The sequence below is a fragment of the Leptospira inadai serovar Lyme str. 10 genome (assembly GCF_000243675.2).
GTDB lineage: Bacteria > Spirochaetota > Leptospiria > Leptospirales > Leptospiraceae > Leptospira_B > Leptospira_B inadai.
This window is the reverse complement of the sequence record NZ_AHMM02000012.1, coordinates 47,903-71,433: the sequence shown is the minus strand read 5'-3', so window position 1 is coordinate 71,433 and position 23,531 is coordinate 47,903. Positions and strand designations below refer to the sequence as shown.

The window sequence follows — 23,531 nt, the reverse complement described above, 5'->3', positions numbered from 1 at the left end:
ACAGACGCGCTCGCTTTCAGAGGACTGAGGACGGAGGACAATCCACTCTTAGCATAAAAATCTTTCTATAGAACATGGAATCTCCGATCACCAATGTTCTGTCCTCTGTCTTCTGTCCTCTGAACGAAGCTGCTAGATGTTGGAAATGCTGGGGTAGGAGAAAGAATCTACTATAATGCAAAAATCTTTCTTTAGACTATGGAAATTCTGCTTACCTATGTTCTGTCCTCAGTCCTCTGTCTTCTGTCTTCTGCTTCTGTCCTCTGTCTACTGCGGCCCGCCCAAGGATATTCGTGAGGAAGAAATGCGGTCTCGATTTTTTTCCCTTCTTTCACAACAGGCGGGGATCGAGGGGAATGGCAATTCCGAATCGGGACGATATTATGTAGGAGGACAGGTCAATGGACTTTCACTTTCCAGTGTGTTACTCTTGCAAAACAATAATGTGGATGTTCTTCAAATCAATATCAATGGAGTATTCCGGTTTCCCGCAACCTACCCCAACCAAAATCCGTATTCCGTGAACGTCCTGAGTCAACCGATAGGAAAAAATTGCGTGGTCCCGAATGGAGTAGGGAGCATTTCCGGAAGAGACGTTCTGGATATTCTAGTCAATTGTTCGAATTTTCCCTAACCTGAGTTTCCGGAACCGTTCCCTTTTTTGAATCCGGTGATTTCTCTTTCGGAAGCTTCGCGACCTGTCCCTCGGAAATTTTTTCCAGCTCGGTGACGGCGATCCAAGCTCCCTCTTGTAAAGGACCCGTCACTTCCAGATCGTTTCCTGTTACCCGAATAACATCTACGGATTTTGGAAATAGCCTGCCTTCCGCATCCGCAACCCAAGCGACGCCCCGTTTCTCCACTTGCTTGGATAAGGCCGAGGCGGGAATTTGAAACGTTCTCTTTTTATCATCTTCCTGCAGGATTTCTCCTCGAGTGAACATTCCGGGTTTCAAGGAAAAATTAGCGTTTTCCGACAAGACCTTCACCTCTACGGTTCTTGTCTGAGGATCCACCAAAGGCGAAATGATATGAACGAATCCCACAAAATTCCGATCCGGATACGCGTCTAAAGTGAATTTCACCGTTTGATCCTTTTTGAGTTTCCATAAATCCGATTCCGTTACGTTAAATTTCAAAATCACTTTACTCGTATCCACGACCACGTACAACGCCTCACCTTCCTTAACCGCTTCGCCCTGACCCTTCATCCGAGTCGCGATAATCCCTTTGATCGGAGATTTAATCCGGGCTTCCTTTAAGAGTAACTCGGTGGCCTCGATATTCTTCTTCGTCGCCTTCAAATTGGCTTCGGACATATCCAATTCCGCGCCTTCAATCATCGTATTCAGACGAATAAACGCTTCCCTCAATTCCGATTCGGTTTTCGGAATAGGAATATTGGCCTTTTTTAGATCCTCCTTCCTGTAACCCAGCTTTAAACTCTCTAGATTCTTTTCCGCTTTGAATAAAGATATATTAGAAGAATTTAATGACGTCTCTATGGATTTCAATTCGGTTTCGGATACGGCTCCTGCTTCGAAGAGTTTCTTTTTATTTTCCGCACTACGACGTAAATTATTACGGATTTCTCTAGCGTCCGTGACATCCGCCTCGGCTTTTTCGATATTTGCCAATTCGCGGTCCACTCTTTGCCTTGCCATCGTCAATTTCGCCTGAGCGAGATCCCTCTGGCGGGACTGCACTTCCAAACTTGCAAGATCCTTGGAAAGTTGAATTTCCAAACTAAGTGTTTCCATTTTCGCGAGAACATCCCCTGCGGAAACAAATTCCCCCTCTTCCTTAAAATATGTTTCGATTCTTCCCAAGACCTTGGATGTAATCTCCGCTTTTTTAAAGAAAGAAACGGATCCGAACACTTTCAGGTTCCGGCTCGAATCCGAAAGCCTGACCTGCTCCAAACGAATCTTGGATTCCAAGGGTTCGTCCTCGATCGGCTTCTTATCCTTATTGCAGCAAAGGACCCAAAGGAAAAAGAAACTAATCCACCATCGTAAAACGGAGGAGAATTGAAAACAATGCATCATATTCGAAAACCAGTCTATTCTAATTTTATAATATCTCTACCAAGCGCAAATCGTCCAGATTCAAACCGGTTGCAAGTTCGAGCTCGGCGATGGAATTCATGTATCTGAGTCGCGCGGCGATTTGCGCGTTTTTAGCCTCGAGATATCGAATCTCGGTTTCCGCAAGTTGAGGACGGGTCGCTTCGCCCAACTTGACCTGTAGCTCGACGATCTGGATTCTCTTTTCAAAAATGGAGATATTCTCGTCCGCCTGATTCATCGCGTCCCAGCTAATCCTAAGATTTTTTAGACTTTTTCTGACTTGCGAAAGAACGATGTCGTCCAACTGCTTTCTAGCGATCTTAGCCTGGTACGCTTCGATTCCGGTGGATACGATCTGACGTTTATAGCTGAGTTGATCGTAAAGCGAGATCGACGTAGATGAGGATAAGGAACGTTCCGTATCTTCCCGCCTGGAAACGAAATTGGAACTATCCTGAATCTGGTTCGGACCCAAAAGCATGGAGAGTCTAAAATTCAAACCCCATTCCGGCTGACGCGGAGGATATTCCTGACCGGAATATCCGTAAAAACCGCCTAAGGAAACCGTCGGAATATAAAACGACTTCGCATATTGATACTGAGAGTATGTTTGTAGTTCCTTCGTTTTTACCCGATCGAAGTCCACTCGAAATTTTTGAGCGAGAGAAAATAGATTTTCCTCCTTCAACTCCGCAAAGGAGAATTTTACCGAAGAGAGCAAATCCCCCTTGAGGTCCAAATCCGTATCCCCCGGTAATCGCAACTGAATTTTAAAATCTTCTAATAAATTACTATATTCCAATTTTGCGGTCTCGAATTGGAGCTTGATTTCGTTTAAGCGATTTTGTAATTCGATGACTTTAATCTGAGTCGTCTCTCCCAACGACAATTCTCGTCGGCTCATGGCGATCTGTTCCGATTGTCGATGAATCGATTTTTCCAGAACCTCGACTCTCGATTTCCGGCTTAAAATATCGTAGAATTTCGACCGAATTTTAAACCTAAGATCGTTTAGCGCGATGCGTAGATCGTATTTTGCAAGTGCCAGATCGCTCAAGGCGGCGTCCAGGGAAAGGGAGCGCCTACCTCCGTCAAAAATGATTTGCTCTACATTTAAGGTCACTCTTTGGCTACGACTATCGTCCGAACTGGAGGTATAGTTCAAGGAACGATCCCATCTAACGGTAGCCGTCGGAAAATAGGCTCTCCAACTTTCATTTAGCAGAAGCCGCTTAATCTGTTGCTGAGAACTGATCAGGCCGATTTCAGGACTTCTCTCGATCCCGATCTTTTCGGCTCCGACGATATCCAAAACAAGAGAATCCGCGGAGAGTTCCTCTCCAAAGAAAAAGACAAGACCAAGTAGGATTATCCATTCTCGGACAGGACTCGTTTGCCGTTTCATCTCTGAATCCGATCGAAATTGTTACTTAAGTATCTTGCCGATCTTTTTAGCAAGCAAACGGGCCGTTTCCGAATTAATGGAAAAAATCTCCATCTTCCGATCGTCGGCGACTTGAAATCGATTTACGAGCACTCCGTTCCGATTATAGATCGTTGCGATAATCCCAGAGCTAAAAACCGGATTTAAAACATCACCTGCCTGAGATTCGTAGAGAAAGCCGCCTAGGACATAGTCCGCCTGCTTCGAAGAGCAGAATTCCCTTGCCTCTTCGGAAGAAAGCAATGGATTGAATCGAAACGGTCTTTGATTCGAGTCGGAGATCGTCAACTTGGTTTCCTTATCTGCCAAGGAGGAAAGAGAGGACGAGTTAGGCAGGCTCGAAACGGCGGATGCAGTCGACTTAGAAGAAAAACCTTCTTCCGACTGAATCGTCTGAAAACCCTCCATCTCAAGAAAGAGAGTCAAATTATCGGAAAATAAGGAAGAAGAAACGCTCGGCTGATTGGCCGACTTAGAAACGAATCGCAGAACTAAAATTCGTTCTCCAGCTACCAGACTTTTCCCATCCACCGGCGTAGATCGAATCGTAGACGTGGCCGAGAAATATATCCCAAAAAGACTAGAACAATTTAAAAAAACCGAGAATGAAGGAAAAATGAAAAAATAATATATCAATTTCGAATACATAGTGTACCAAGTAGCTTTCTTTATATATTTTATTTATTTCTTGACACAGACAGGATGTGTAAAGTTTCTAACAGCTATTTGAAGGCACTCTAAAAATTGCAAAGATATTTTAAATATAAGGAAACTTTTGCAATCGGACTTGTCTGCTTGCTTCTCAATTGCGATAGTATTGATCAGAATCGCATGAATGCAGAGAAGAAAAACACGTTAGGCCTCATCGAATTCCGGAATGGCAATTCCGAAGGAGCGAAAGAATACTTTTTAGAAGCCGTTCAACTCGATCCGAAAAATCCGGAATATGCTAGTAACGTAGGCGCTTCTCTATTAATAAAGGAAAGAGTAGAGGAAGCGATCGTTTTCTTTGCAAAAAGTGTGGAAATCGATCCTCAGTATAAAATGGGTTACTTCAATCTAGGGGTCTCATACCAAAAACTAAATAAGCGTAAAGCCGCCCTCGAGAATTATAAAAAGGCATTTTCGAACGATTTTCCCGAAGCATTTTATAATGCAGGTATCGTAGCTTCTTCTTTGAAATCGGGTAAAGAAGCGATTGAATATTACGAAAAATTCATTGAATTAGCCGAGCCTCTGCGATACGGAGCGCAGATCAAGGATGCTCATGGAAAAATCAGGGAGATAACTCGATAAAATGCGGAACATGTACCAGCGATTATCATTCCTTTCCATACTTTTCCTTACGACCTGTTCCCCTAAATTGGAACTATCCAAAACGATCAACGCTTGGATCTCCGAACGAAAGGGGTCTCCGCCCGTTTTTTCCCTGAACGGCACCGAATATTCTGCAAAGAAATTTCGAGAAGAATTCTTATTCGAGAGAAAAGTGTTAGCGGGAAAATACGATTTGCCGGAGCCGAAGGAAGTGATGGGGGCTTTAGAAGCGTATGCCGAAGAAACCGTACTTTTAAACGAAGCACTCGCCAAGACGGATATCGATTCCAGAGAGATGAATCGGTATCTATGGCCGTTCGTACGGAGAGCCGTCATTTCCTATTATCTGGATAAGGAATCCGGTCGCTTAAAAGTTTTGGAAAACGCATCCGATACGGAAATCGACGAAGCCTTACTCGAAAAATATTATGCCGCAAACAAGGAATTACTAAAAGAAAAAAATCCCGACGAGATAAAAAGAAAACTTAGAAATTCCGCTCTTTCCATAAAGATAAAAGCTCTTTTGGAAGCCGCGGAAGATCGCAAGAAAGTGATCGTCGGAAAAATGAGAGCCGCGAATCGAATCAAGCTGATTCAAAAAGAAATATATTCCGACGATCTTCTAAAACAGTAAAAAATAGAATTCAATTGTTGGTGATTCATGGAGCCTGAACCAAGATACGAAATGGAACGGATGATTCGTCCGCTTGCAAAAAGGCAAGGCGTGGTCTTATCCGTTTGTGCGCTTGCCATCGGCTGGAGTTGGAGTTGCAAGGCCGACGAAGCGACAGTCCTTCAACTCTTTCAAGAAGGAAAGAAGGCTTACATAAATCGGGAATTGCAAAAATCCTCGGAGTTCTTTACGAACGTCATCGATACGGATTCTTCCTTTTTGCCCGCCTATATAATGTTAGGAAAGACCTTCTATTTCCAAGGTAAAATGCGGGAAAGCGAAACGATCCTTTCCAAAGGATTGGATCGGTTTCCGGGAAATGCAACCCTACGATTTTGGCGGGCCAGAGTGTATCTCGCGGAAGGCGGCAAGAACGAACTGGCAAAGCGGGAATTGGAAGCGGTCCTCGAGTCGGATGAAAATCAATTCGAAGCCCACTATTATTTGGCTAAGATCCTGGAATCGGAAGGAAAGATAAGAGAAGCATTACTCGAATATAATAGGGCGAAATACATTAAGATAGGCTTCGACAAAATACATCGTGATTTAGGAAAACTTTATGAAGAGGTGGGCCTTCCTGAAAAAGCAGCGATCGAACGAAATTCTCTTGCCGAGGCAAAAAAATGAATCGATTTCGATTACTTACGATTGTGTCCGTCTCATCGATCGCCTTTTTATTTTTCAGGTGCGGTAATGATCCGCAAAAATGGATCGATCGTATCTCTCATCTCGGACTGGCAAGTACGGGAGAATTCGAATCACCGCGTATAACATTCGCCTCTCCCGGGTTGGACCAAAGGGAAATCTCGATTCACTCGGACGCTTCCCTATTATTCTCGCAACCGATGGATAAAAATTCCGTCGAATCGGGGATTACGGTTTTGAGCGTGGGGGGAAATAATAACGTTCGATTCGAATGGGTTTCGGATGTCGGACTCCGGATCATTTTTCGAAACGGGATGACTCCGGGGAAACGATACGAGATTCGCTTAAATCGCAGTGTCGTCAAAGATATTCGAGGAAACTTTTTAAAGGAAAACTTTATAACGAATTATTATACGGAAGGTTTCGGACCGAGTCCGTATGTGACCGGTACGAAACCGCCGAATATCAATCAGATCACCTATAATGTTTCCGTAAATACCAATCCTGAAATCAATTTTTCTGAATCCATGGATGTGACGAAAACGAACGATGCAATCACCCTTTCAGGAGGCCCCGCATTATTCATTCGCCAATGGAGCCCTGACGGGAAAAAAATCACGTTAACGTTAACGAAGGATCTTGCACTATCCACGACATACACCCTGCGCATCTCGAAAAACGCAAGCAGTTCTAAAGGCGTCGCGCTGGATCGGGATTATGCGATCATTTTTTATACCGGTGCAATCTCATCCGCTCCCTATCTAACCGATTTCAGAGCCGTCCCGAATAGCGTACCGATCGGACTCTTGAATCCCTCGCCTCAGACGAATGAAATCTCGGGAATCTCAAAAAACGATTTTTTCGAATTCGCCTTTTCCGGCGAAATGAATCGGGAAAAAACCCAGTCCGCAATTCAATTTGTTCCCTCGATTGCCGGACAATATCTTTGGGCCACGCCGACTCTCCTTCGCTTCACCCCGTCCGCCCGCTTGGATCAAGATCGCACGTATAGAATGACGATCGCCCAAAACGCCGAGTCCATCGGCGGCTTACCATTGCGCGACGGTTATATAGTGGACTTAACCGTAAATCGGATCGTCGACAGCGGCGCGATCCTATTGAATTCGATCACCGGGTATTCCGTATCCTCCTCTTGTCTCGAGTCGGCGGACGGCAACGCAAACGTTCCTTCACTTCCTTTGGATCCGGACCGCGTTTATAAAATCGATGTCCTATCCACAGGATGTGCATTGATGGATTATAAATTCAAACTCTCCTTCTCCGCGCCGGGGGGATGTCCTCTAAAGACATTCGGCGACGGGGATATCTACAATCAGATTTCAGTTTCCTATTTTGCGGGAGGACCAAGTACGGGATCTCCCTCCACTTATTATAAACAGTATAACGGTCCGAACGGATGTACCTCGACGGGAACATTCGAATTCGGTCTCAAGAATATTGAAACCGGTATTCAATACAAAATTCTTATACGCGGCGGGGCTTCCGGTATCAAAGACACGAATGAAAACCGTCTTCCCCAGGATTATATTTTCCTGTTCGAACGGGGAACATTATGAAAAAGAAAAATAGAATCCTATTTGCCTGCTTCTTCCTTTTACACTGTAGTCAACTGATCGAGAGCGGAAAAGGTCCTTTAGACTTCCTTCCTAAATTGGGCCTGCTCGGAGATTTGACTCCTCCCAGGGTCACGGGTAATTGGCCCTTAAACGAGCAAACGATCGTAGATCCGATGATGCCCATATCGGTATCATTTTCCAAAACGATGCACAAGACTCGAACGGAATCCGCCTTTTCTCTGAAAGGTCCGACCGCGCAAATCAGCGGGAGTTTTGAATGGTTCAATAACGTTCTCTTCTTTTATCCTTCTTCTCCCCTGAATCAAAGCGGAAATTATATCCTGACCATATCCAAAAGTTTGGCGGAAGACGCTTCGGGAATCAATTTGGAAAGGGACTTCGTCATCCGATTCAACTATAATCCGGACACTACCGAACCGACGGTTGTCAATATTTTTCCGAGTAACGGCTCGATCGGCGTTAGTACGGATACTCGTATCGGGATTCGTTTCTCTAAACCGATGAATTCTAGCCTGGTCTTTACCGAAATGAATATAAGCCCGTCGGTCGAATTGGATCTGGCAAGCTCCACAGTCTCTCCGGATTTTACCTATTACGATATTGCCTTAAAACAAAGACTCTCCACTGGTACCACGTATTCTATAAGTGTTCCCAATTCCATCAAAGATCAATCCGGGAATTCCCTCTTACAAACCTATCGCTTTTCCTTTACTGTAGGTTCCGATTTCGAGAAGCCGTACTTAAATTCGATTCTATCCACCACGGTAAATTCCTCCTTTCTAGGGCAAGAATTCACCGTGATCGACGGGTTTGAAAAAGACGATGCATTCTCCTTAACTTTTTCCGAACCCGTAAGAAAGACCTCCTTCCAAAACGGAATATCGTTTACCCCTTCGGTAGGGTATTCGGTGATCGAGACCTCCGGAGGAACAAACACTTCGTTTCTCATCCAACCTTTGGAAAAGTTATCCATAGGCCGGATTTATCAACTGCGAATCTCTCCTTCGATTCAAGACATGGAGGGAAATCCTCTCATTAAAGAATATGTATACAATCTAAGAATCAACGGTCCAAGAAGTAATTTTCTGCACGTCAAAGGAATCTATTCGACGAACGCTTTTACGGTTCCACTTTCGGAAGTACTAATCAACGATCTAACTCACGACGGCGGGGGCGGTCCTCTTTATAATTATTATTCCTCGGGCAGCAAAGCGATTTACGTTTATTTTTGCAGAGGGGCAACAAAAGCGTCCTGCGACGTTTCCTCAAATCCCCGCGACTTAAACATAGTCTTATCTTCTTTGGAGTTTTCTCTCCGCTTCGATTTCGGTCCGAGTTCGGGAAGTCCCTATTTGAATCTTCCTACCAATTATACCGTTTATCCTTCGGATCGATTCGTATTCTTTACCCCCTTGTACGCATTAGCCGAATCGCCCTCCACGTATAGTTTCACCGTAAAGGGAGGAGTTTCGGGCGTAAAAGATTCGTACGGCAACTATATGGAAAACGATTACACCATTCGTCTGAAAGTAATTCCTTAGTCGATGATCGAATATTTTGCTAAGCGAAAAGTCACTACGATCACGACTTTTTTTCTTTTTATCCTATTCGGAGCGATCGGGCTATCAAAGCTCAAGATGGAGCTCCTGCCCGATGTGAGTTTCCCCACGTTAACCGTGGTTACGGTCTATTCGAACGTAGCTCCGGGAGAAATCGAAACTTTAGTCACGAAACCTATCGAAGAAATTCTAGCCTCGGTAGGCGGAATCGATCGAGTCGTATCCGAATCTATCGAAGGAGTTTCCATAGTTACCGTCAGATTCCGCTGGGGAACGAACATAGACCAGGCCCTAATACAGGTTAGGGAGAAATTGGATCTTGTAAAAGGATCTCTTCCTCAGGATGTCAGAAAATCGATCGTAATCCGCTTCGATCCGAATAGCGCTCCCGTACTGCAAATTGCGGTAAGGTCAAAGTCGATTCCGTTAAGCGACGTGAGATTCTTCTTACGTAGAAATATAATCCCTTATTTCGAGCGAGTCGACGGTATTGCCGCGATCTCCCTCTCCGGAGGATTCGAACGCCAAATTCAAGTAAACGTAGATAAAGGAAAATTGGAATCCTTCGGCATAGGAATGCGGGATATCGTCAACCAACTGAATGCCAATAATTTCGGATTCCCGGCAGGAAACGTTAGAGAAGGAGACAAGGAAATTCAAATCCGAACGGACGGCTTATTTCCTTCCGTAAATGAAATTCCGCGCACGGTCATCGGCGTTTCAAAGGCCGGAATTCCGATCTACCTCGAATATGTGGCCGAGATCGCCGACTCGTATAAGGAGAGAACCAGCATTTCTAAAATTTTGGACGAAGAAGTCGTTTCTCTCATCCTAAAGAAAGAAGCCGGTAAGAACACCGTGCAAGTTTCCTCGCAGGTCCGCGTCTTAGTAGCGGAACTTACCGAGAAGTTCGGAGATAAAATTAGTTTCGAAATCGTTTCCGATCAGTCCCTCATCATCAAAGATTCCATCTTCTCGGTAGCCTCCTCGGGGATTATCGCGATCTTCATTTGTTATTTCGTTTTAAGTTTTTTTTTAGGAAATTTTCGGGAACCCGCGATCGTAATCAGCGCGGTACCCGTATCCGTCATGACTACCTTCCTACTGATGTACGGATGCGGACTTACGATCAATACGATGTCCCTCGGCGGACTCGCGATCGGCGTCGGGATGGTTGTAGATTCTTCTACCGTAGTACTGGAAGCGATTTCAATCCGACGAAAGGCCGGAGAAGACCCGGTCGCTTTATCCATATCAGGAACCAAGGAAGTTCTAACTTCGATTTTTGGATCGACCATAACAAGCTGTGTCGTTTTTTTGCCGATCGTTTTTGTGGAAGGTTTGGCTGCGGAGATATTCAGGGAATTCGCGCTTACGATCTCATTCTCGTTGGTCTCTTCGTTCTTTACGTCATCCACATTGGTTCCGGTTCTATCTCAGTTCGAATTTTTTCGACCGAAAGGAAACGATTTTCCTAAAATAATCGAAGACTTCCGGTTAAGATCTCTCGATTCAATCAGAAGTTTTTTCGAAAGAATATCAATTTTCTTTTATGTAAAAAAATCCAGAACGTTCTTGATTTGCATTGTCCTTGTCCCTCTTACGATTTTCCTCGGCTTCTTAATTCCGACCGAAATCCTTCCTGAAATCGATCAAGGAGAATTGGAATTCTCCGTCGTCACCCCCGAAGGCTCCTCCCTGGAATACACCGTCTCCGTCGTCGACCGGATCGGAGCCGCGCTTAGATCGGAATCGAAAGTCGGATTAGCTTTTTCGAAAGTAGGCTATGAGGAAAGGGACATCGTACTGAATCCGCAAGGCGATTTCGGATTAAATCGAGCCTCGATCTTCGTGAGACTCGATTCCGGAAAAACCAAGGATTTCCTGGAGTCATTTCGACCACATATAGAAAAAATCGAATCGGACTCCGGGGCAAAAATCTCCTCTAAACTATCCGGAGGAGTTCTTTCGACCATATTCTCCAACGACGGGGGGATATCACTGGAGATATCCGGCCAAGATCTACAAATCATTAAGGACACCGCAATACATTCCGAAAAATTAATACGATCGATTCCCGGAAACCCGGAAGTGAAGTCAAGTTTACGGGAAGAATCTCCGGAGTTAAGAGTCGTACTGGATCGGGAGAAAATGTCGTTCTTCGGCCTCACGGTGGAAGATATCGCTACGGCGCTGAAATCGGCTTATAAAGGAGACATAGCGACCAAATTCAGGGAAAACGATTTCGAATTCGACGTTTTAGTCCGCTTTCGCGAAGCGGATCGTTTCGGTTTCCGTTCGGTTCCTGCGATCCCTATCCGATTGCAATCAGGAAAGAGCGTCCTGCTCGGAACCCTCGCGAATATAGTACCATCAAACGCGCTCCGGAAAATAACCAGAATGAACGGGAGAAGAGTCGCGATCCTTTCCGTTTCGCATCCCGGAATTTCCGAAAACAAGCTGGAGGAAGGTATTGCCGATATAGCAAAGTCCTATGTAAAAAAACAGGACATCTCCGTACTGCCGGGCGAATTGCAAAAGGAATCGGCCAAATCATTCGCCGCTCTCTATTGGGCAGGTGCCTTTGCAGTTCTTCTTATTTATATGACGCTGGCATCCCAGTTCGAAAATTTAATCTTACCGTTAGTCGTAATGCTTTCCGTCGTTATGGTGGGAGTGGGCTCCCTTTCATTACTCATCCTTACTAAAAACACCCTTAGCATAATTTCCGGTATGGGCATGGTGATGCTAACGGGCCTCGTCGTGAATAATGCGATTATTTTGATCGAATTTTTTATGCAAGGGAATGCTTCGCTCGATGAGGAGGAACTCCTGCGTTCTACCGTGCGCAGAAGGATCGACACGATCCTAAATACGACTCTCACGACGGTACTTGGATTACTTCCTGCCGCACTATCCTTAGGCGGAGACTCTCCGCAAGAGCCGATGGCCCTCGCCGTGATCGGTGGCCTGACGGCATCTACCGTACTTTCGGTCGCAATCATTCCATCAGCATATTTTGCCCTGAGAAGATCGAAGAAATAATGGAGAATTTGGTAATATCGGCATTCCGAAAACCGATAACAGTGTTTATGCTGTATTCTGGATTTGTTATATTCGGAATATTATCCGTTCGAAAACTACCGATCTCGCTGATGCCCGCAATGATTTCTCCGGCGGTTACGATAGTAACGAGATATCCCGGAATTTCGCCCGGTAAAATCGAGGAAATTCTGACTAAACCTATCGAAGAACAAATCGCCGGAGTCGGGGGAATCGAATCTGTATTCTCTTCTTCCGAAGAGGGAGAGTCCAGAGTAAACGTGGTATTTCAGCGAGGAACGAATGTCTCCTATAGATCCCTCGAAATCAGGTCTAAGATAGATTTAATTCGGAATTCCTTTCCGAGGGAAGTGGAAGAACCGACTATTCTGAGATACGATCCGACCGACAAACCCGTCTTTATAATAAAATTGGAATCCGATAAATGGAAGCTGAAGGAATTGAGGGATTTCGCGGAAAACAAGTATAAAAAGCGTTTGGAAAGGATAGACGGCGTTAGCGAAATTCAGGTGGGAGGCGGTTATCAAAGAGAAATTAATATCGATATTCACAAAGGCCGCCTCTTGATGCTCGGAATTTCCTTGGATACGGTGCTGGAGAAAATTCGTGCTTCGAATGTGGACCTTCCTGCCGGAAAAGTTCTAGATGGGAATGTTTGGCGATCCGTAAAAATCCTAGGAAAGCACGGCAAAGTCGAAGATCTGAATTTAATTCCGATTGTCGCCAGGGAAGAAAGAATCGTACGTCTACGGGACATTGCGGATGTGAGGGATGGATACCGGGAAAAAGAGAACATATCCCGCGACGCAGGAAAGGAAGTAGTATCCATCTACGTACAGAAAGCCGGAGACGCAAATACTCTCGCAATATGCAAAGATCTTAAAAAGGAGTTAAACGCGATTCGCTTTGACGATATTCGTCAAACGATCAATTACGATCAATCGATTGCCATCGAGTCCGCTATCGAACGAGTCATGAGTTCCGCTTTGACCGGCGGCATCATCGCCGTGATTGTCCTTTTTGTATTCCTGCGAAACGTTTATTCGACCTTTCTAGTCGCGATATCAATTCCCTTATCCATCGTAATTACTTTCGGTCCGATGTATCTTCTAGGAACTGGCATCAACGTACTTTCGTTATGCGGACTCGCCCTAGGTGTGGGAATGCTCGTGGATTGTTCGATCGTGGTAATCGATAGAATTTTTCACTTAAAAGAGACGACCGGATATCGGACCTCGAATCCGGTTTTGGCAGCCGCCTCCTTATCGCGGGAGTTATTCGCATCCATTCTCACGAGTATCGCGGTATTCCTTCCCATTTTCTTTAGTTCCCAGGATATCCGCGATCTTTACGGAGGCATTGCCGTGACGGTTTCGGTCTCTCTTTTAGTATCCCTGGTCGTCGCCCTGACCTTTTTGCCTACGTTGTCTAGGATCCTATTATCCCGAGAATCGAGATATTCACCCATAAAATTTCCGGACCTTACTAGGGGATTTTCCTCAAAGAAGGGGACAAGATTCGCGGGAATTTCCGCAAAAATCCGAATCGATCCTTACCAGGTATATTCTAATATTTTAATAAATTCCATTCGAAACAGAAAACGAATCCTTGTATTCGCTATCCCCGGATTGTTACTCCCTTTCCTTTTAGTTCCTTTTTTGCGCCAAGAATATGTGGATCCCCTCGATTCGGGAAAAATCAATGCCTCTGTAGAAGTGGAAACCGGCACCCATTTGGACGCGACGGATAGAATCGTCTCGAAAGTCGAACAGTTGATCGTCGCACACCCTGCAGTCGACAAGGTCTCCGCAAAAGTGGAGAAATGGCATGCGGATTTCTTAATCCAGCTAAAACCTCTTTCGGAAAGGAAAAATCAATCGTCCGCCGAATTAATAGAAGAATTGAAGTCGATCAGCGACAAAGCGGAGGATGCCTTCGTCTTCTACACCGAAGCCGGCGATGAAGATTCGTCCAAAGAAGTCGACGTCGAAATCATCGGCGATGACGGAGAGAAAATTAAGGAACTCGCGAAGGAATCCGCTCGAAAAATCGGGGAAATCCCAGGAATACAACAGGTAGCGCTTCGATTCAAGGAAGGAAAAGATCAAATCAGTTTATATTTAGATAAAGTAAAAGCTGCACGTTCCGGATTAAACGCAAACCAAATCGCCAATTATCTAAAAACGGGAGTAACTGGCAGTATCCCTACGAAATTTTATGATATAGACCGCGAAATCGATATAAAAGTCCGATTTGGAGAGGAGTATAGAGCCGACCAACGATCGATCTACGACTGGACTTTTCCTATTTACCGGGAGGAAAGCGTTTACAGGATTCCGATAACGGAAATTTCCGATGTAAAGGAGGAAAAAAGCGAATCCAAAATTTATCGAAAGAATAAGAGAAGAACGTACAGCGTCACCGCAAAATTGAGCGATATCGATACCGGAACGGCAGTCGGCAAAATGGAGGAAGCTCTAAATAAAATCCCCTTTCCGGAAAACTACCACTACGAAATTACGGGTAGCTACAAGAAACTAAAGGAAAGCAAAGGGGAATTAATCGCGATGATCGTAATATCGTTTATTATAATTTACTGCATCTTGGCCTCGCTATTCGAATCGTTTCTAGCTCCGGCAATCATTATTTTAAGCGTCCCTTTCGCGGTTTCGGGCGCGATTCTCGTCCTATTCCTATTCGGACAAAGCTTAAATATTTCCGTATATATAGGATTTGTAATGCTATCCGGCATAGTGGTCAACAATTCGATTCTATTGATCGAAACGTTTCTCTCTAAGCTATCGGACGGCAAAGCCCATGATTCGATGGAACAAATGATCGTAATTTCCTGCCTGGAGAGACTCCGGCCGATCTCGATCACCACTCTTACGACCGTGCTCGGCTTGCTCCCGGCCTTATTCGATTACGGAGACGGTAGTCAATTGTGGAAACCTCTTGCGGTGACGGTAATTGCCGGCTTAAGCGCCTCCTGCTTGCTCACCCTCCTCCTGATTCCGTTAGTCTTTTTTACATTTTACGATCTTTTTCTCGCTACTCATATCTCGGAGGTAATTCCGAGCCGCTGACATGAAAGACGAACTTTATCATGACCTCCCGGAAAACCTTCTATCAGTATTACGTTTTTATGTTTTTATGCTCTACGCTCGAAAAATTCACGATCGGCAATCTCATTGACGATAAACAATGCGCGTATTCTTTCAAATGCAGCTTCGCAGCCATCTGGGCGGCTTCATTTAAGTAAGAATTGGTCAAGTCGGAAACTTTTTGATCCAAATTGGATTCCTCGAACAAGGCGAATATTTCGACGCGAGCCCGTTTTCCCCAATCAAGCTGAACCTTCTCGGGAAGAAAATAAATCATCGATGAGACCGATCCGCTTTCGATATCTTTTCCCAAATCCCGATAATCCTCCAAGAGCCGCCATGCTATTCCGAAAGATTCGTACATTTTTAAAACTGATTCTGCCTGCGCCCTAGAAAGAAACGACCTGGCCAGCAAATAAGGTTGCAGAGACCAAATGGCCATCTGTGAACGAAATCGAGTTAAATAGTCCTCCAACGTATCGGCAAAACCGTTATCGCGGATCGAGCGAAAATATTTATCGATAAATTCCTCTCGCACGAGGGAAGCCTTATGAATTTCCTTATCGAATAGTCTACCCGCTTGGGAATATTTTTCCCAGGCCTGAGTCCGCAATTGAAGCAGAGTGCCCGATGTCCTTAAGGACTTATCGACTAAATGATCGTCAAGCGAATAGAGCAATAAAGCGGACGAATGGGATTGAATAAGCAGAGTCAACCAAGGATCGTCCCAGGAAAGATTATGAGCCCTCTCATTAATCCAATAGATAATCGTATAACACGGACCGTTATATTTATTAAAAAAATCGAAATTATTGGATATCGCGCATCCCGAATATTCCTTTAAAAAACGAAGAGTTTCCGTTCTCAATGAAGCGGGAAGTTCGTTGCATAGATTCAAAATCGCCCCGTTGAAAAGCTTATGAAAGCTTTCTTCTTCCATCGAGGCCTCGTACTTACCGAATTCCAATTTCAGCATATGTAGAATATATAGAAAAAATAGTATTTTACCATTTTTTTTCTGTAAAATTATATTTTTTTATATAATAATATGCGAAATATGTATTTTCATGCGCAAATTCATACTCTTCTCGTCTTCTTAATCGAAAGGGACTCGCCTGAACGAGAAAGAAAGTCGATTTTATCCGAGCGAAAGACCTTTTTGTCCACACGCCTTTTCGGAGAATCTAGTAGTAACTTTACTTCTAAATCCCTTCATGAAAAGAAAATCGGATCCGAATTCCGTAGCTACATTAAATATATTGAATTTTCTTTAAATTAAAAGGCGTATCCGAGCAAAATCTGAATCTGCGCTCCATATCCTGTTTGCCTATCTCGACCGACTTTATCAGGCTCCATCCAGTCGAGTTGGAATTGTCGCGGATCCCAATACGTGTTAGCGATATAGGCTCCTCGATGAGCCTGATAGGATTTGTTTAAGTAAAGTAAGAGATTGCCGCCGAAATGAACGAAGACCCCCGAAGCAAAGAAGTAACGGAACCCGGCTCCTCCGGAGATAAATCCTTTTTTCTGCAATACATTCCAGTCGTGATCTTGGGCCGCTCCGATCGGGACCCACATTACCGTCTTTCGTTGTTTTTCCGAAAACGTTTCCAAGCCAGCTCCTAGAGCAAAAAAATAAGGACTAGCGAAAGGAAACCATTCGAATTGCAATCCGATTTGCCTTTGCTTTTTTTCGTGATTGGTTAGAGTAAATTGCGCGGATAAATCCGATTGGACTCCGTTTAATTGCAGGTCGAACCTTTGGATCGTTCTTTGCTCCTGCCATAGTAATGTTAAGGCGAATCTTTGGGAGAGTTGGTGTCCTAAACCCAACCAATTAAAGCCGCTAGCACCGATTCCACCCAGAAAAAACTTACGACTTGCGCGTCTCTGAAGCTGGTCCTCTTCTCCGGCATTGGCCGAACGATCTCCGTTTAACGAAGCGGATTTTACGGAGGATTCGACCTTATCCTGGGCCGGAATCGAATCGTTTAGGGCCAAGGATAGAAGTATGTAAACGGAAATAAATAGGATCGATATGTTTGTTCTCATAATTCCGTCCGAATCGTGCCAATATTATTTATTTCCAAAGAAAGGTCAAGCGAGCTAAAAGATAAGTACAAGAAGTTGCTAAGCGAATCGAAAGGAGCCGAGATAAACAGGATTAGGATTTATCTTTCATCTTCCAGACAGATCGTACTCTTTCGTTTCGAAAATCCTCGGGGTGGGTTGCTTTCGTCAAATCCTGTACATCTTCCCAAAGTAAAGCGTTCCGATCCATCTTAAATTTCCGAAAGTTGGTCGAGAAATATAATATCGCATTCGGTTCGGAAAAATCCTTAAAGACTGCATTTAACAGAAAAGAATAATCTCGCTGCACGTCGAATATGTCCCTCATTTTCTTACTATTCGAAAAGGTGGGAGGATCTACTATAATGAGATCGTATTTTTCCCGTCTAGGATTTGACCGCTCTTTCCTGAGCCATTCGGTCACGTCTTCCCTCAGAAATTCGTGCTCGTCGGGATACATTCCGTTTAAGCGAAAATTTTCCTCCGACCAATCCAAATAAGTTTTTGATAGATCGATGCTTGTAACGCGCTTGGCACCGCCGTCGATTGCGTATACGGAAAAAGATCCCGTGTATGAATAAAGATTCAGAACCTTCTTATCCTTACTTTCCTTTCGAACCAAATCCCTAGTGATCCGGTGATCCAAGAAAAGGCCGGTGTCCAAGTAATCGCTCGGATTTACTTTGAATTTTAGCCCGCCTTCCCGTGCGATGATCGAAACGGCTCGGTCCCCCATTTTTTCATATTGAGCGCTTCCCTTTTTTTGCTCCCTTCGTTTCCAGAATAAATTATCGGGAGAAATATTGAGAATTTTTAAAATAGAGGATCGAATAAACGATCTCTCCTTTTCTCTATCCTCTTCGGAAAGTGGATATTCGTTCAGATATTCCGAGACTAAACAATAATCTTCGTAAATATCGACGGAAATAGGGACCTGGGGAATGTCTCGATCGTAGATACGGAAGCAGGTGATTTCCCGCCGCTTCGCCCATTTTTTCCAATGCTTGGACATACGAGATAAGCGATTGTCGAACATCTCCAGATGCTTCATACAGGACAGAATCGACGAACCCTTCCGAAAATCCAGCCCAATCGATCCGAAAATAACCGATTCAACCGGACATATAACTTCCTTCCCAACGACATTCTTTTTGTTCAAGTCCGCTTAGCCGGTTTCCCAAACAAATTCCTTAATCTTCTCCGTTATGAGTCCGGGCAAAACTCTTTGAATCCAATGATTCGAATTGAAGCGGAATTCACGATAAGAAGCGCAGACTTCCTTATGGAGTTTATAGGATTCGGGTCGAATCGCAAAATCATTGACCGGAATGAAAACCTGCACCGGAGGTTCTATATGCTCCGGAACCGGGAATTTTTCTCCACGCAATAACTCCCGATATAGATTCATCGGCCAAAGTGCTGAAGCAAGAATTTCTTCCTTCGTTTTGGAACGCAACGAATCGTCCTTAGGAACTCCACCTAAGTTCATCGCCATTTTCCAGAGAAATTTCGGAAATAATTTCCAGGATAACTCCGGTAGAAATGGAATCTGAAAGAAGATAATGTACCATGATTTACGGGCCTGAGTCAGCGCTTTCCAAATAGAAACGGGATTGATCGAAAAGAGCAATCGGAAGATGCTTTTTTTCGCCAAAATCGGATGCGGACCTCCCATCGCCGTGTAAGATTTTATAAATCGAGAATACCGTTTGTCGCCGACAAAGGCCCAGCAAATCAATGCTCCCCAATCGTGAGCGACCAAATGAACCGGTTTTTCATTGCCGAGAAATCGGATGACAGCCTCCAAATCCTCGAAAATTCGCCTGACATTATAGGATTTTTGTTCTTCGGGTTTAGAGGACTTTCCCGCTCCCCTGAGATCCAAAGCCGCCACGTTATACTCCTCGCATAACGCATCCAATTGATACGACCAGGTTCGATGATCATCGGGATAGCCGTGAACGAAAAGAATCGTTTGTCGGTTCGGCCTTTCCTTGCTACTATAATTGTACTTTAGAAAAATAGAAACTTTTCCGCTGTTAATCGAAGTTTCTTTAAAAGTATTATCTTTCGACGATTCGGAGGACTTCCCCCTTTTGGTAATTACGACGCTATCGACCCTATTCATATCACGAAAATTTTTGCCCAAGGCGCTCCATCGCCCTGATAAAACCGGGAGATAATCTCGTAAGGAATCGAATCATCTTCGAAGTGAATCCCGGAAACACATGCAGTTTTTTCTTCTCCATTCCTCTAACGATCGCTCTGACCACCATAACCGGACTGTCGACGATGGCGGGCGGTACCACTTTTTGTTTATCTCCGCCGAATTGTTCGGATTTTAGAATATTCGTATCCGCAAAGAAAGGATATACGTTCGTGGTGTAAACCCCATGTCGGCGATAACCGGAATCCAAGGCTTTACCTAAGGCTCGAATTCCGAATTTTGAAATGGAATAGTAAACCAGCTCTCCCGGCGCGGTAATACCGGCCACAGAGGATAGGTTTACGATATGACCGTACTTCCTATCCAACATCGCGGGAAGAAATAAGCGGCTCAGGTAAATGGGTGCGTAAAGATTAACGTCCAGTATTAATTTCCATTTGTCATTCGGTACATCCAAAAGGCGACCCATGAAAGCCAAACCTGCATTATTGATAAGAATATCCACCTTGGGGTCGATTTTCAACGCTTCCTTATGCGCTTTCACGCAACCTGCCTCGGTGCTTAAGTCGACGGCAAAACTTCCCAATATACGACCGCTGGCCTTCTTACCGTCAAGATAAGTCTCCGGTTTCGTATCCGGAGCTTTCATATCCGTTAGAATTAAATTCGCTCCTTTCTCCAAAAGTTGTTTCGTTAATTCTCTTCCGAAACCTCCGTTGGCCCCGGTAATTAATATGTGTTTTCCGTTTAGATTGCTCATGCAATTTCCTTATATCTATGTTCTGGCGATTGTAGAATAGCTTTACTAAGTTCCAAATTATCCTCTTGGTCGGGATGAAAGTTAGGTTTGAGGTATCTGAAAAAGGCGGCCAACCAATGAAAGAAGACCTTTTCTTCCGTGAACAAAAAACGAAAAGCATCTTTTCTAGTTTTCCATCTAAAAGTCAATCCGTCCTGCCTTAGTAGGATCTCCGCTCCGACGAAGGTCATCGGCCAAAATACCAAAGTAGCGGCGAGAAAACCTAGGACCCGACGGAAATAATTCCCGCTTACATCCAATAGAACATCGAAGGCGGCGGATTTATGCTCGATTTCTTCGGCGGCATGCCATTCCCAGAGTCGCCTCATTTCGGACTCGGCTCCGTCCAAGACCTTCATCTTCAAGCCGATGGTAGCTATTAAAGAAGTATAATGTTCCGCTCCGGCGGTAGCGGAAAGACAGGTCATTCGAGAGCCGAATCTTTCCAGAAATTTAAAGCAAAGAGCATTAAAGAAACCTATAAATCCGGAAATCCTATACCCTTGATCCTCCAATATTTTCCAGGTCTTCTTGTGTTCCCCTGCGTGCTGAGCTTCCTGTCCTATGAAAGCGGTCGCATTCCTAAGCACTCTTGGATCCTTTATTTTCGTCATAAACGTCTGAATACTTCGAATGAAGAATTTCTCTCCGTCCGGAAAGAATAAAGTCCATGTATTCATAATATGCGTTTTATAAGCGGATCCTTCCAGCCAGTGTTTACTCGTCCCTCCGTTCGAGAATTCGAATTTAGGCTTCCTGACGGGATAAAAATTGAAGTTCTTAGTTTGTAATGTGGATTTCTTTTTCATAATATTAGTACCTTTTTATTTTCTAATAAATGTATTTCGATTCTTCTTTTCGACATTCCTCCGATCAGGCGAGAGCGCCGTCGTAAAGCGCCTTCGCCTTACGTCCCGAATATTTCTTCTTAGTTTTTTCCCATTGCCGGACATGAGGTAGGGAATCATCCAACCAATAGGCGGTCGAATCCGTAACGACCAATATTTCCTCCCATTTCACTCCGAAGGATTGATCGGCCTGCGAACCCGAATATATCCTGCCGATATGCGGTTCCACCGCCCATAATCCCGGCTCCGCCGTAAATTCGGAAGTTTCCGACCAAAGAGGAGAAGAACTGGAACTCCAAGGAAGAAAACCCTTCACCATCTGGGGAAGCAAATAGGCAAAAGTTTGTAACGGAAATCCGAGGAATCTTCCACCAGGTAAATTATAAGCAGGCAACTTGCCGACTTTGTGCCCGAGAACTCCTTGCGGATAAACGGAATGGCAATTGGTATATCCTGTAGAACGAATTCGCTCGTCGACTTCCCGATAGATACCACCTAATGTCCGTTCGGCGAGAACCCCCCGTAAAATCGACTCGCGGTATTCTTCCAAAGCGGCCATCGCTCGATCATGTTCGGGATTTTCACCGAAGGAAAAAGAATATCCGATGTCCGCCGAACACCCTTTGAAGGACGGCGCGATGTCCAGAATCACGGCCATTCCTTCCTTTAATTTGCGCTTAGAAGGTTGGAACTCCCACCCAAAATGAGGCAGGACCCCTTCCCCTTTCCGGAGGCGGTGGAGGGAGAGCGGCCTTCTAAATCCTCGGAATGCGGTCCTATCTCCGAACCAGGCAAAGCCGTAATGAAAGAAGGAGGACCCGCCTTTGGCCCGGATATAGTCGTCTATTTTCCGCGCGGCCTCTTTTTCGGTGATTCCAGGATAGAGATCCTGACGAACGGACTCTACCGCGTCGTACGCCAAGGATTGAACCCTGCGATACTCCTCTAATTCCGATAAAGAATACTCTTCCCTGGACATTAGGACCTCCGCCTTTACTCGAATTCGAATAAAGCGGATTTATCCTAACAGATATGCGAAAAAGAATCGTCCGATCTTATGAAATGCGACCTTTTTTTCTCCATTCCTGAGGGGTCATTTCGGCGATTTTTAGAAATTGGGCGTTGAATGTGGATTTGGAATTAAAGCCGACCTCATAACCGATCGACAAAACCGTTCTGGCCTCATCCTCCAAAAGCAAATGCTTTGCTTCTTCGATTCTAAATCCGTTTACGAACTCGTTGAAATTCTTGCCGTATCTTTCGTTTAAAATCCTGGAAAGTTGGTGGGGGGAAAGAAGTAGCCTGGACGCGAGATCTTGGATTTTCAAAGCCTCTTCCCGATAAATTTTTTCCACCTCCATCAGCTCTTGCAATCGGGTCTGAACGGCATGCAAGTCGACCCCGGCTATCTGGGTTCGTTCATAGCGCTTTTGCTGTATTTCCGTTTTTAAGGAGATAAAGAAAGACGGGTACCGGGACGAGAAGATGAAAATCAATACGATCCCGAGAGTTTGAAAACTTGCACCGACCGCTAGTACGTCCGTGCTTTTTAGAAAATAGCCCAGCCAGCAAAGTTCGATCGTCGTGATAATTACGAGCAGGGACGTATAAACCAGAGAAGAAAGAGGAATTTCCGTCTCTCTCGAGACTCGTCGAAACAGAATCCAGAGAAGCAACGAATATGCAGTCTGATGTATAAACCCGAAGACCGCGACGAACGTTAGAAAATCGATTTTGTTCCCGTGGACCGCGTTGTAGATTCCCTCCTTTCTGAATTCTTCCGGAAGAAACAGGATCGCAAGACATTCTCCCAAAAGTAGAAATACTGCGGGAAGAAAGTGAGGCCCGATCGAGATTTCCCTGTCCAGCGCGAACTGAACCATATTTCTCGAGATTAACAAAAGAGCGGGTCCGATGGCCCAAACGGATGGGAAGAAGAAAATCCAGAGCCATGTCTTGTCCAGGGCTTCCGGAACGAGAGTCAGTCCGAGCCGACTCTCGACCGACGCCAAAAGCAGAGCCAAAAAAAACATGCCGCTTGGAAGTTTTGATTCCCTCTTTTTTGCCAGTTCCATTGTGGCTAACAAAAGCGAAAGTGCCGTTCCGAATGGGATCCAGAAATGAAGAAAAAACATCGGATTGAGTTTCAAAATTCGAGGCTCCGCAGCCCAGCGA

The 23,531-nt window shown here is 44.7% G+C and carries 19 protein-coding genes; 8 read left to right on the top strand and 11 right to left on the bottom strand.

Features of this window, described 5'->3' with window-relative positions; genetic code table 11:
• The first annotated feature begins 304 nt into the window (after positions 1 to 304).
• On the top strand, positions 305 to 634 hold the full coding sequence (locus LEP1GSC047_RS03610; protein ID WP_010413811.1) for a hypothetical protein: 330 nt from the start codon (positions 305 to 307) through the stop codon (positions 632 to 634).
• On the opposite strand, the gene LEP1GSC047_RS03605 is transcribed toward LEP1GSC047_RS03610, so the two are convergent.
• The 3 genes from LEP1GSC047_RS03605 to LEP1GSC047_RS03595 are packed head-to-tail and all read right to left on the bottom strand — an operon-like array spanning position 612 to position 4,161.
• Positions 612 to 2,048, bottom strand: a complete 1,437-nt coding sequence (locus tag LEP1GSC047_RS03605; protein WP_010413808.1) for an efflux RND transporter periplasmic adaptor subunit — start codon at positions 2,046 to 2,048, stop codon at positions 612 to 614. The genes LEP1GSC047_RS03610 and LEP1GSC047_RS03605 overlap by 23 nt on opposite strands.
• A gap of 25 nt (positions 2,049 to 2,073) precedes the next feature.
• On the bottom strand, positions 2,074 to 3,474 hold the full coding sequence (locus LEP1GSC047_RS03600; protein WP_010413806.1) for a TolC family protein: 1,401 nt from the start codon (positions 3,472 to 3,474) through the stop codon (positions 2,074 to 2,076).
• Positions 3,475 to 3,495: 21 nt separating this feature from the next.
• Positions 3,496 to 4,161: a lipoprotein gene (locus LEP1GSC047_RS03595; RefSeq protein ID WP_010413804.1), complete on the bottom strand. Its 666-nt coding sequence runs from the start codon at positions 4,159 to 4,161 to the stop codon at positions 3,496 to 3,498.
• 183 nt (positions 4,162 to 4,344) lie between these two features.
• On the opposite strand from LEP1GSC047_RS03595, the gene LEP1GSC047_RS03590 reads away from it, so the two are divergent.
• From LEP1GSC047_RS03590 to LEP1GSC047_RS03560, 7 genes are read left to right on the top strand one after another with little or no spacing between them, the layout of a single operon-like run.
• Entirely contained in the window at positions 4,345 to 4,809 is a 465-nt protein-coding gene (locus LEP1GSC047_RS03590; RefSeq protein WP_146036917.1) for a tetratricopeptide repeat protein, read from the top strand.
• 10 nt (positions 4,810 to 4,819) lie between these two features.
• A complete protein-coding gene (locus tag LEP1GSC047_RS22030) occupies positions 4,820 to 5,464 on the top strand; it encodes a hypothetical protein (protein WP_010413800.1) in 645 nt (214 codons plus the stop codon).
• A 60-nt stretch (positions 5,465 to 5,524) separates the two neighbouring features.
• The gene (locus tag LEP1GSC047_RS03580; protein WP_010413798.1) at positions 5,525 to 6,130 is read left to right on the top strand and encodes a tetratricopeptide repeat protein; all 606 of its coding nucleotides are present in this window, start codon (positions 5,525 to 5,527) and stop codon (positions 6,128 to 6,130) included.
• Complete coding sequence (locus LEP1GSC047_RS03575) at positions 6,127 to 7,725, top strand: Ig-like domain-containing domain (RefSeq protein WP_010413796.1); 1,599 nt, start codon at positions 6,127 to 6,129, stop codon at positions 7,723 to 7,725. The genes LEP1GSC047_RS03580 and LEP1GSC047_RS03575 overlap by 4 nt, the downstream gene beginning before the upstream one ends.
• Positions 7,722 to 9,287 (top strand): Ig-like domain-containing domain, encoded by a 1,566-nt coding sequence (locus LEP1GSC047_RS03570; protein WP_010413794.1) that lies wholly within the window; start codon positions 7,722 to 7,724, stop codon positions 9,285 to 9,287. Before LEP1GSC047_RS03575 ends, LEP1GSC047_RS03570 begins: the two co-directional genes overlap by 4 nt.
• A 3-nt stretch (positions 9,288 to 9,290) precedes the next feature.
• Positions 9,291 to 12,350 (top strand): efflux RND transporter permease subunit, encoded by a 3,060-nt coding sequence (locus tag LEP1GSC047_RS03565; protein WP_020988217.1) that lies wholly within the window; start codon positions 9,291 to 9,293, stop codon positions 12,348 to 12,350.
• Positions 12,350 to 15,454, top strand: coding sequence for an efflux RND transporter permease subunit (locus LEP1GSC047_RS03560; protein WP_010413788.1), 3,105 nt, complete (start codon positions 12,350 to 12,352; stop codon positions 15,452 to 15,454). Before LEP1GSC047_RS03565 ends, LEP1GSC047_RS03560 begins: the two co-directional genes overlap by 1 nt.
• 49 nt (positions 15,455 to 15,503) lie before the next feature.
• Here LEP1GSC047_RS03560 and LEP1GSC047_RS03555 read toward each other — a convergent pair whose 3' ends face one another.
• From LEP1GSC047_RS03555 to LEP1GSC047_RS03515, 8 genes are all read right to left on the bottom strand, one after another.
• Positions 15,504 to 16,448, bottom strand: coding sequence for a hypothetical protein (locus tag LEP1GSC047_RS03555; RefSeq protein ID WP_010413786.1), 945 nt, complete (start codon positions 16,446 to 16,448; stop codon positions 15,504 to 15,506).
• A 299-nt stretch (positions 16,449 to 16,747) separates the two neighbouring features.
• The gene (locus LEP1GSC047_RS03545) at positions 16,748 to 17,524 is read right to left on the bottom strand and encodes a hypothetical protein (RefSeq protein WP_010413782.1); all 777 of its coding nucleotides are present in this window, start codon (positions 17,522 to 17,524) and stop codon (positions 16,748 to 16,750) included.
• A 112-nt stretch (positions 17,525 to 17,636) separates the two neighbouring features.
• Complete coding sequence (locus LEP1GSC047_RS03540; RefSeq protein WP_039934046.1) at positions 17,637 to 18,593, bottom strand: class I SAM-dependent methyltransferase; 957 nt, start codon at positions 18,591 to 18,593, stop codon at positions 17,637 to 17,639.
• Positions 18,594 to 18,707: 114 nt separating this feature from the next.
• The gene (locus LEP1GSC047_RS03535; protein WP_010413778.1) at positions 18,708 to 19,670 is read right to left on the bottom strand and encodes an alpha/beta fold hydrolase; all 963 of its coding nucleotides are present in this window, start codon (positions 19,668 to 19,670) and stop codon (positions 18,708 to 18,710) included.
• Position 19,671: 1 nt separating this feature from the next.
• Positions 19,672 to 20,469 (bottom strand): SDR family NAD(P)-dependent oxidoreductase, encoded by a 798-nt coding sequence (locus tag LEP1GSC047_RS03530; protein ID WP_010413776.1) that lies wholly within the window; start codon positions 20,467 to 20,469, stop codon positions 19,672 to 19,674.
• Positions 20,466 to 21,317, bottom strand: coding sequence for a metal-dependent hydrolase (locus tag LEP1GSC047_RS03525; RefSeq protein ID WP_010413774.1), 852 nt, complete (start codon positions 21,315 to 21,317; stop codon positions 20,466 to 20,468). The genes LEP1GSC047_RS03530 and LEP1GSC047_RS03525 overlap by 4 nt, the downstream gene beginning before the upstream one ends.
• Before the next feature lie 64 nt (positions 21,318 to 21,381).
• Positions 21,382 to 22,335, bottom strand: a complete 954-nt coding sequence (locus LEP1GSC047_RS03520) for a M24 family metallopeptidase (RefSeq protein WP_010413772.1) — start codon at positions 22,333 to 22,335, stop codon at positions 21,382 to 21,384.
• Between the two features lie 76 nt (positions 22,336 to 22,411).
• Positions 22,412 to 23,491 (bottom strand): AraC family transcriptional regulator, encoded by a 1,080-nt coding sequence (locus tag LEP1GSC047_RS03515; RefSeq protein WP_373364542.1) that lies wholly within the window; start codon positions 23,489 to 23,491, stop codon positions 22,412 to 22,414.
• Between the last annotated feature and the right edge of the window lie 40 nt (positions 23,492 to 23,531).

Bases quoted from the DNA above. Each gene is read 5' to 3' on its own strand.
- LEP1GSC047_RS03575 (WP_010413796.1), top strand. From the start codon at position 6,127: ATGAATCGATTTCGATTACTTACGATTGTGTCCGTCTCATCGATCGCC.
- LEP1GSC047_RS03530 (WP_010413776.1), bottom strand. From the start codon at position 20,469: ATGAGCAATCTAAACGGAAAACACATATTAATTACCGGGGCCAACGGA.
- LEP1GSC047_RS03600 (WP_010413806.1), bottom strand. From the start codon at position 3,474: ATGAAACGGCAAACGAGTCCTGTCCGAGAATGGATAATCCTACTTGGT.
- LEP1GSC047_RS03545 (WP_010413782.1), bottom strand. From the start codon at position 17,524: ATGAGAACAAACATATCGATCCTATTTATTTCCGTTTACATACTTCTA.
- LEP1GSC047_RS03595 (WP_010413804.1), bottom strand. From the start codon at position 4,161: ATGTATTCGAAATTGATATATTATTTTTTCATTTTTCCTTCATTCTCG.
- LEP1GSC047_RS03610 (WP_010413811.1), top strand. From the start codon at position 305: ATGCGGTCTCGATTTTTTTCCCTTCTTTCACAACAGGCGGGGATCGAG.
- LEP1GSC047_RS03560 (WP_010413788.1), top strand. From the start codon at position 12,350: ATGGAGAATTTGGTAATATCGGCATTCCGAAAACCGATAACAGTGTTT.
- LEP1GSC047_RS03590 (WP_146036917.1), top strand. From the start codon at position 4,345: ATGAATGCAGAGAAGAAAAACACGTTAGGCCTCATCGAATTCCGGAAT.
- LEP1GSC047_RS03565 (WP_020988217.1), top strand. From the start codon at position 9,291: ATGATCGAATATTTTGCTAAGCGAAAAGTCACTACGATCACGACTTTT.
- LEP1GSC047_RS22030 (WP_010413800.1), top strand. From the start codon at position 4,820: ATGTACCAGCGATTATCATTCCTTTCCATACTTTTCCTTACGACCTGT.
- LEP1GSC047_RS03570 (WP_010413794.1), top strand. From the start codon at position 7,722: ATGAAAAAGAAAAATAGAATCCTATTTGCCTGCTTCTTCCTTTTACAC.
- LEP1GSC047_RS03605 (WP_010413808.1), bottom strand. From the start codon at position 2,048: ATGATGCATTGTTTTCAATTCTCCTCCGTTTTACGATGGTGGATTAGT.
- LEP1GSC047_RS03515 (WP_373364542.1), bottom strand. From the start codon at position 23,491: ATGTTTTTTCTTCATTTCTGGATCCCATTCGGAACGGCACTTTCGCTT.
- LEP1GSC047_RS03540 (WP_039934046.1), bottom strand. From the start codon at position 18,593: ATGAAGCATCTGGAGATGTTCGACAATCGCTTATCTCGTATGTCCAAG.
- LEP1GSC047_RS03525 (WP_010413774.1), bottom strand. From the start codon at position 21,317: ATGAAAAAGAAATCCACATTACAAACTAAGAACTTCAATTTTTATCCC.
- LEP1GSC047_RS03535 (WP_010413778.1), bottom strand. From the start codon at position 19,670: ATGAATAGGGTCGATAGCGTCGTAATTACCAAAAGGGGGAAGTCCTCC.
- LEP1GSC047_RS03555 (WP_010413786.1), bottom strand. From the start codon at position 16,448: ATGCTGAAATTGGAATTCGGTAAGTACGAGGCCTCGATGGAAGAAGAA.
- LEP1GSC047_RS03580 (WP_010413798.1), top strand. From the start codon at position 5,525: ATGATTCGTCCGCTTGCAAAAAGGCAAGGCGTGGTCTTATCCGTTTGT.
- LEP1GSC047_RS03520 (WP_010413772.1), bottom strand. From the start codon at position 22,335: ATGTCCAGGGAAGAGTATTCTTTATCGGAATTAGAGGAGTATCGCAGG.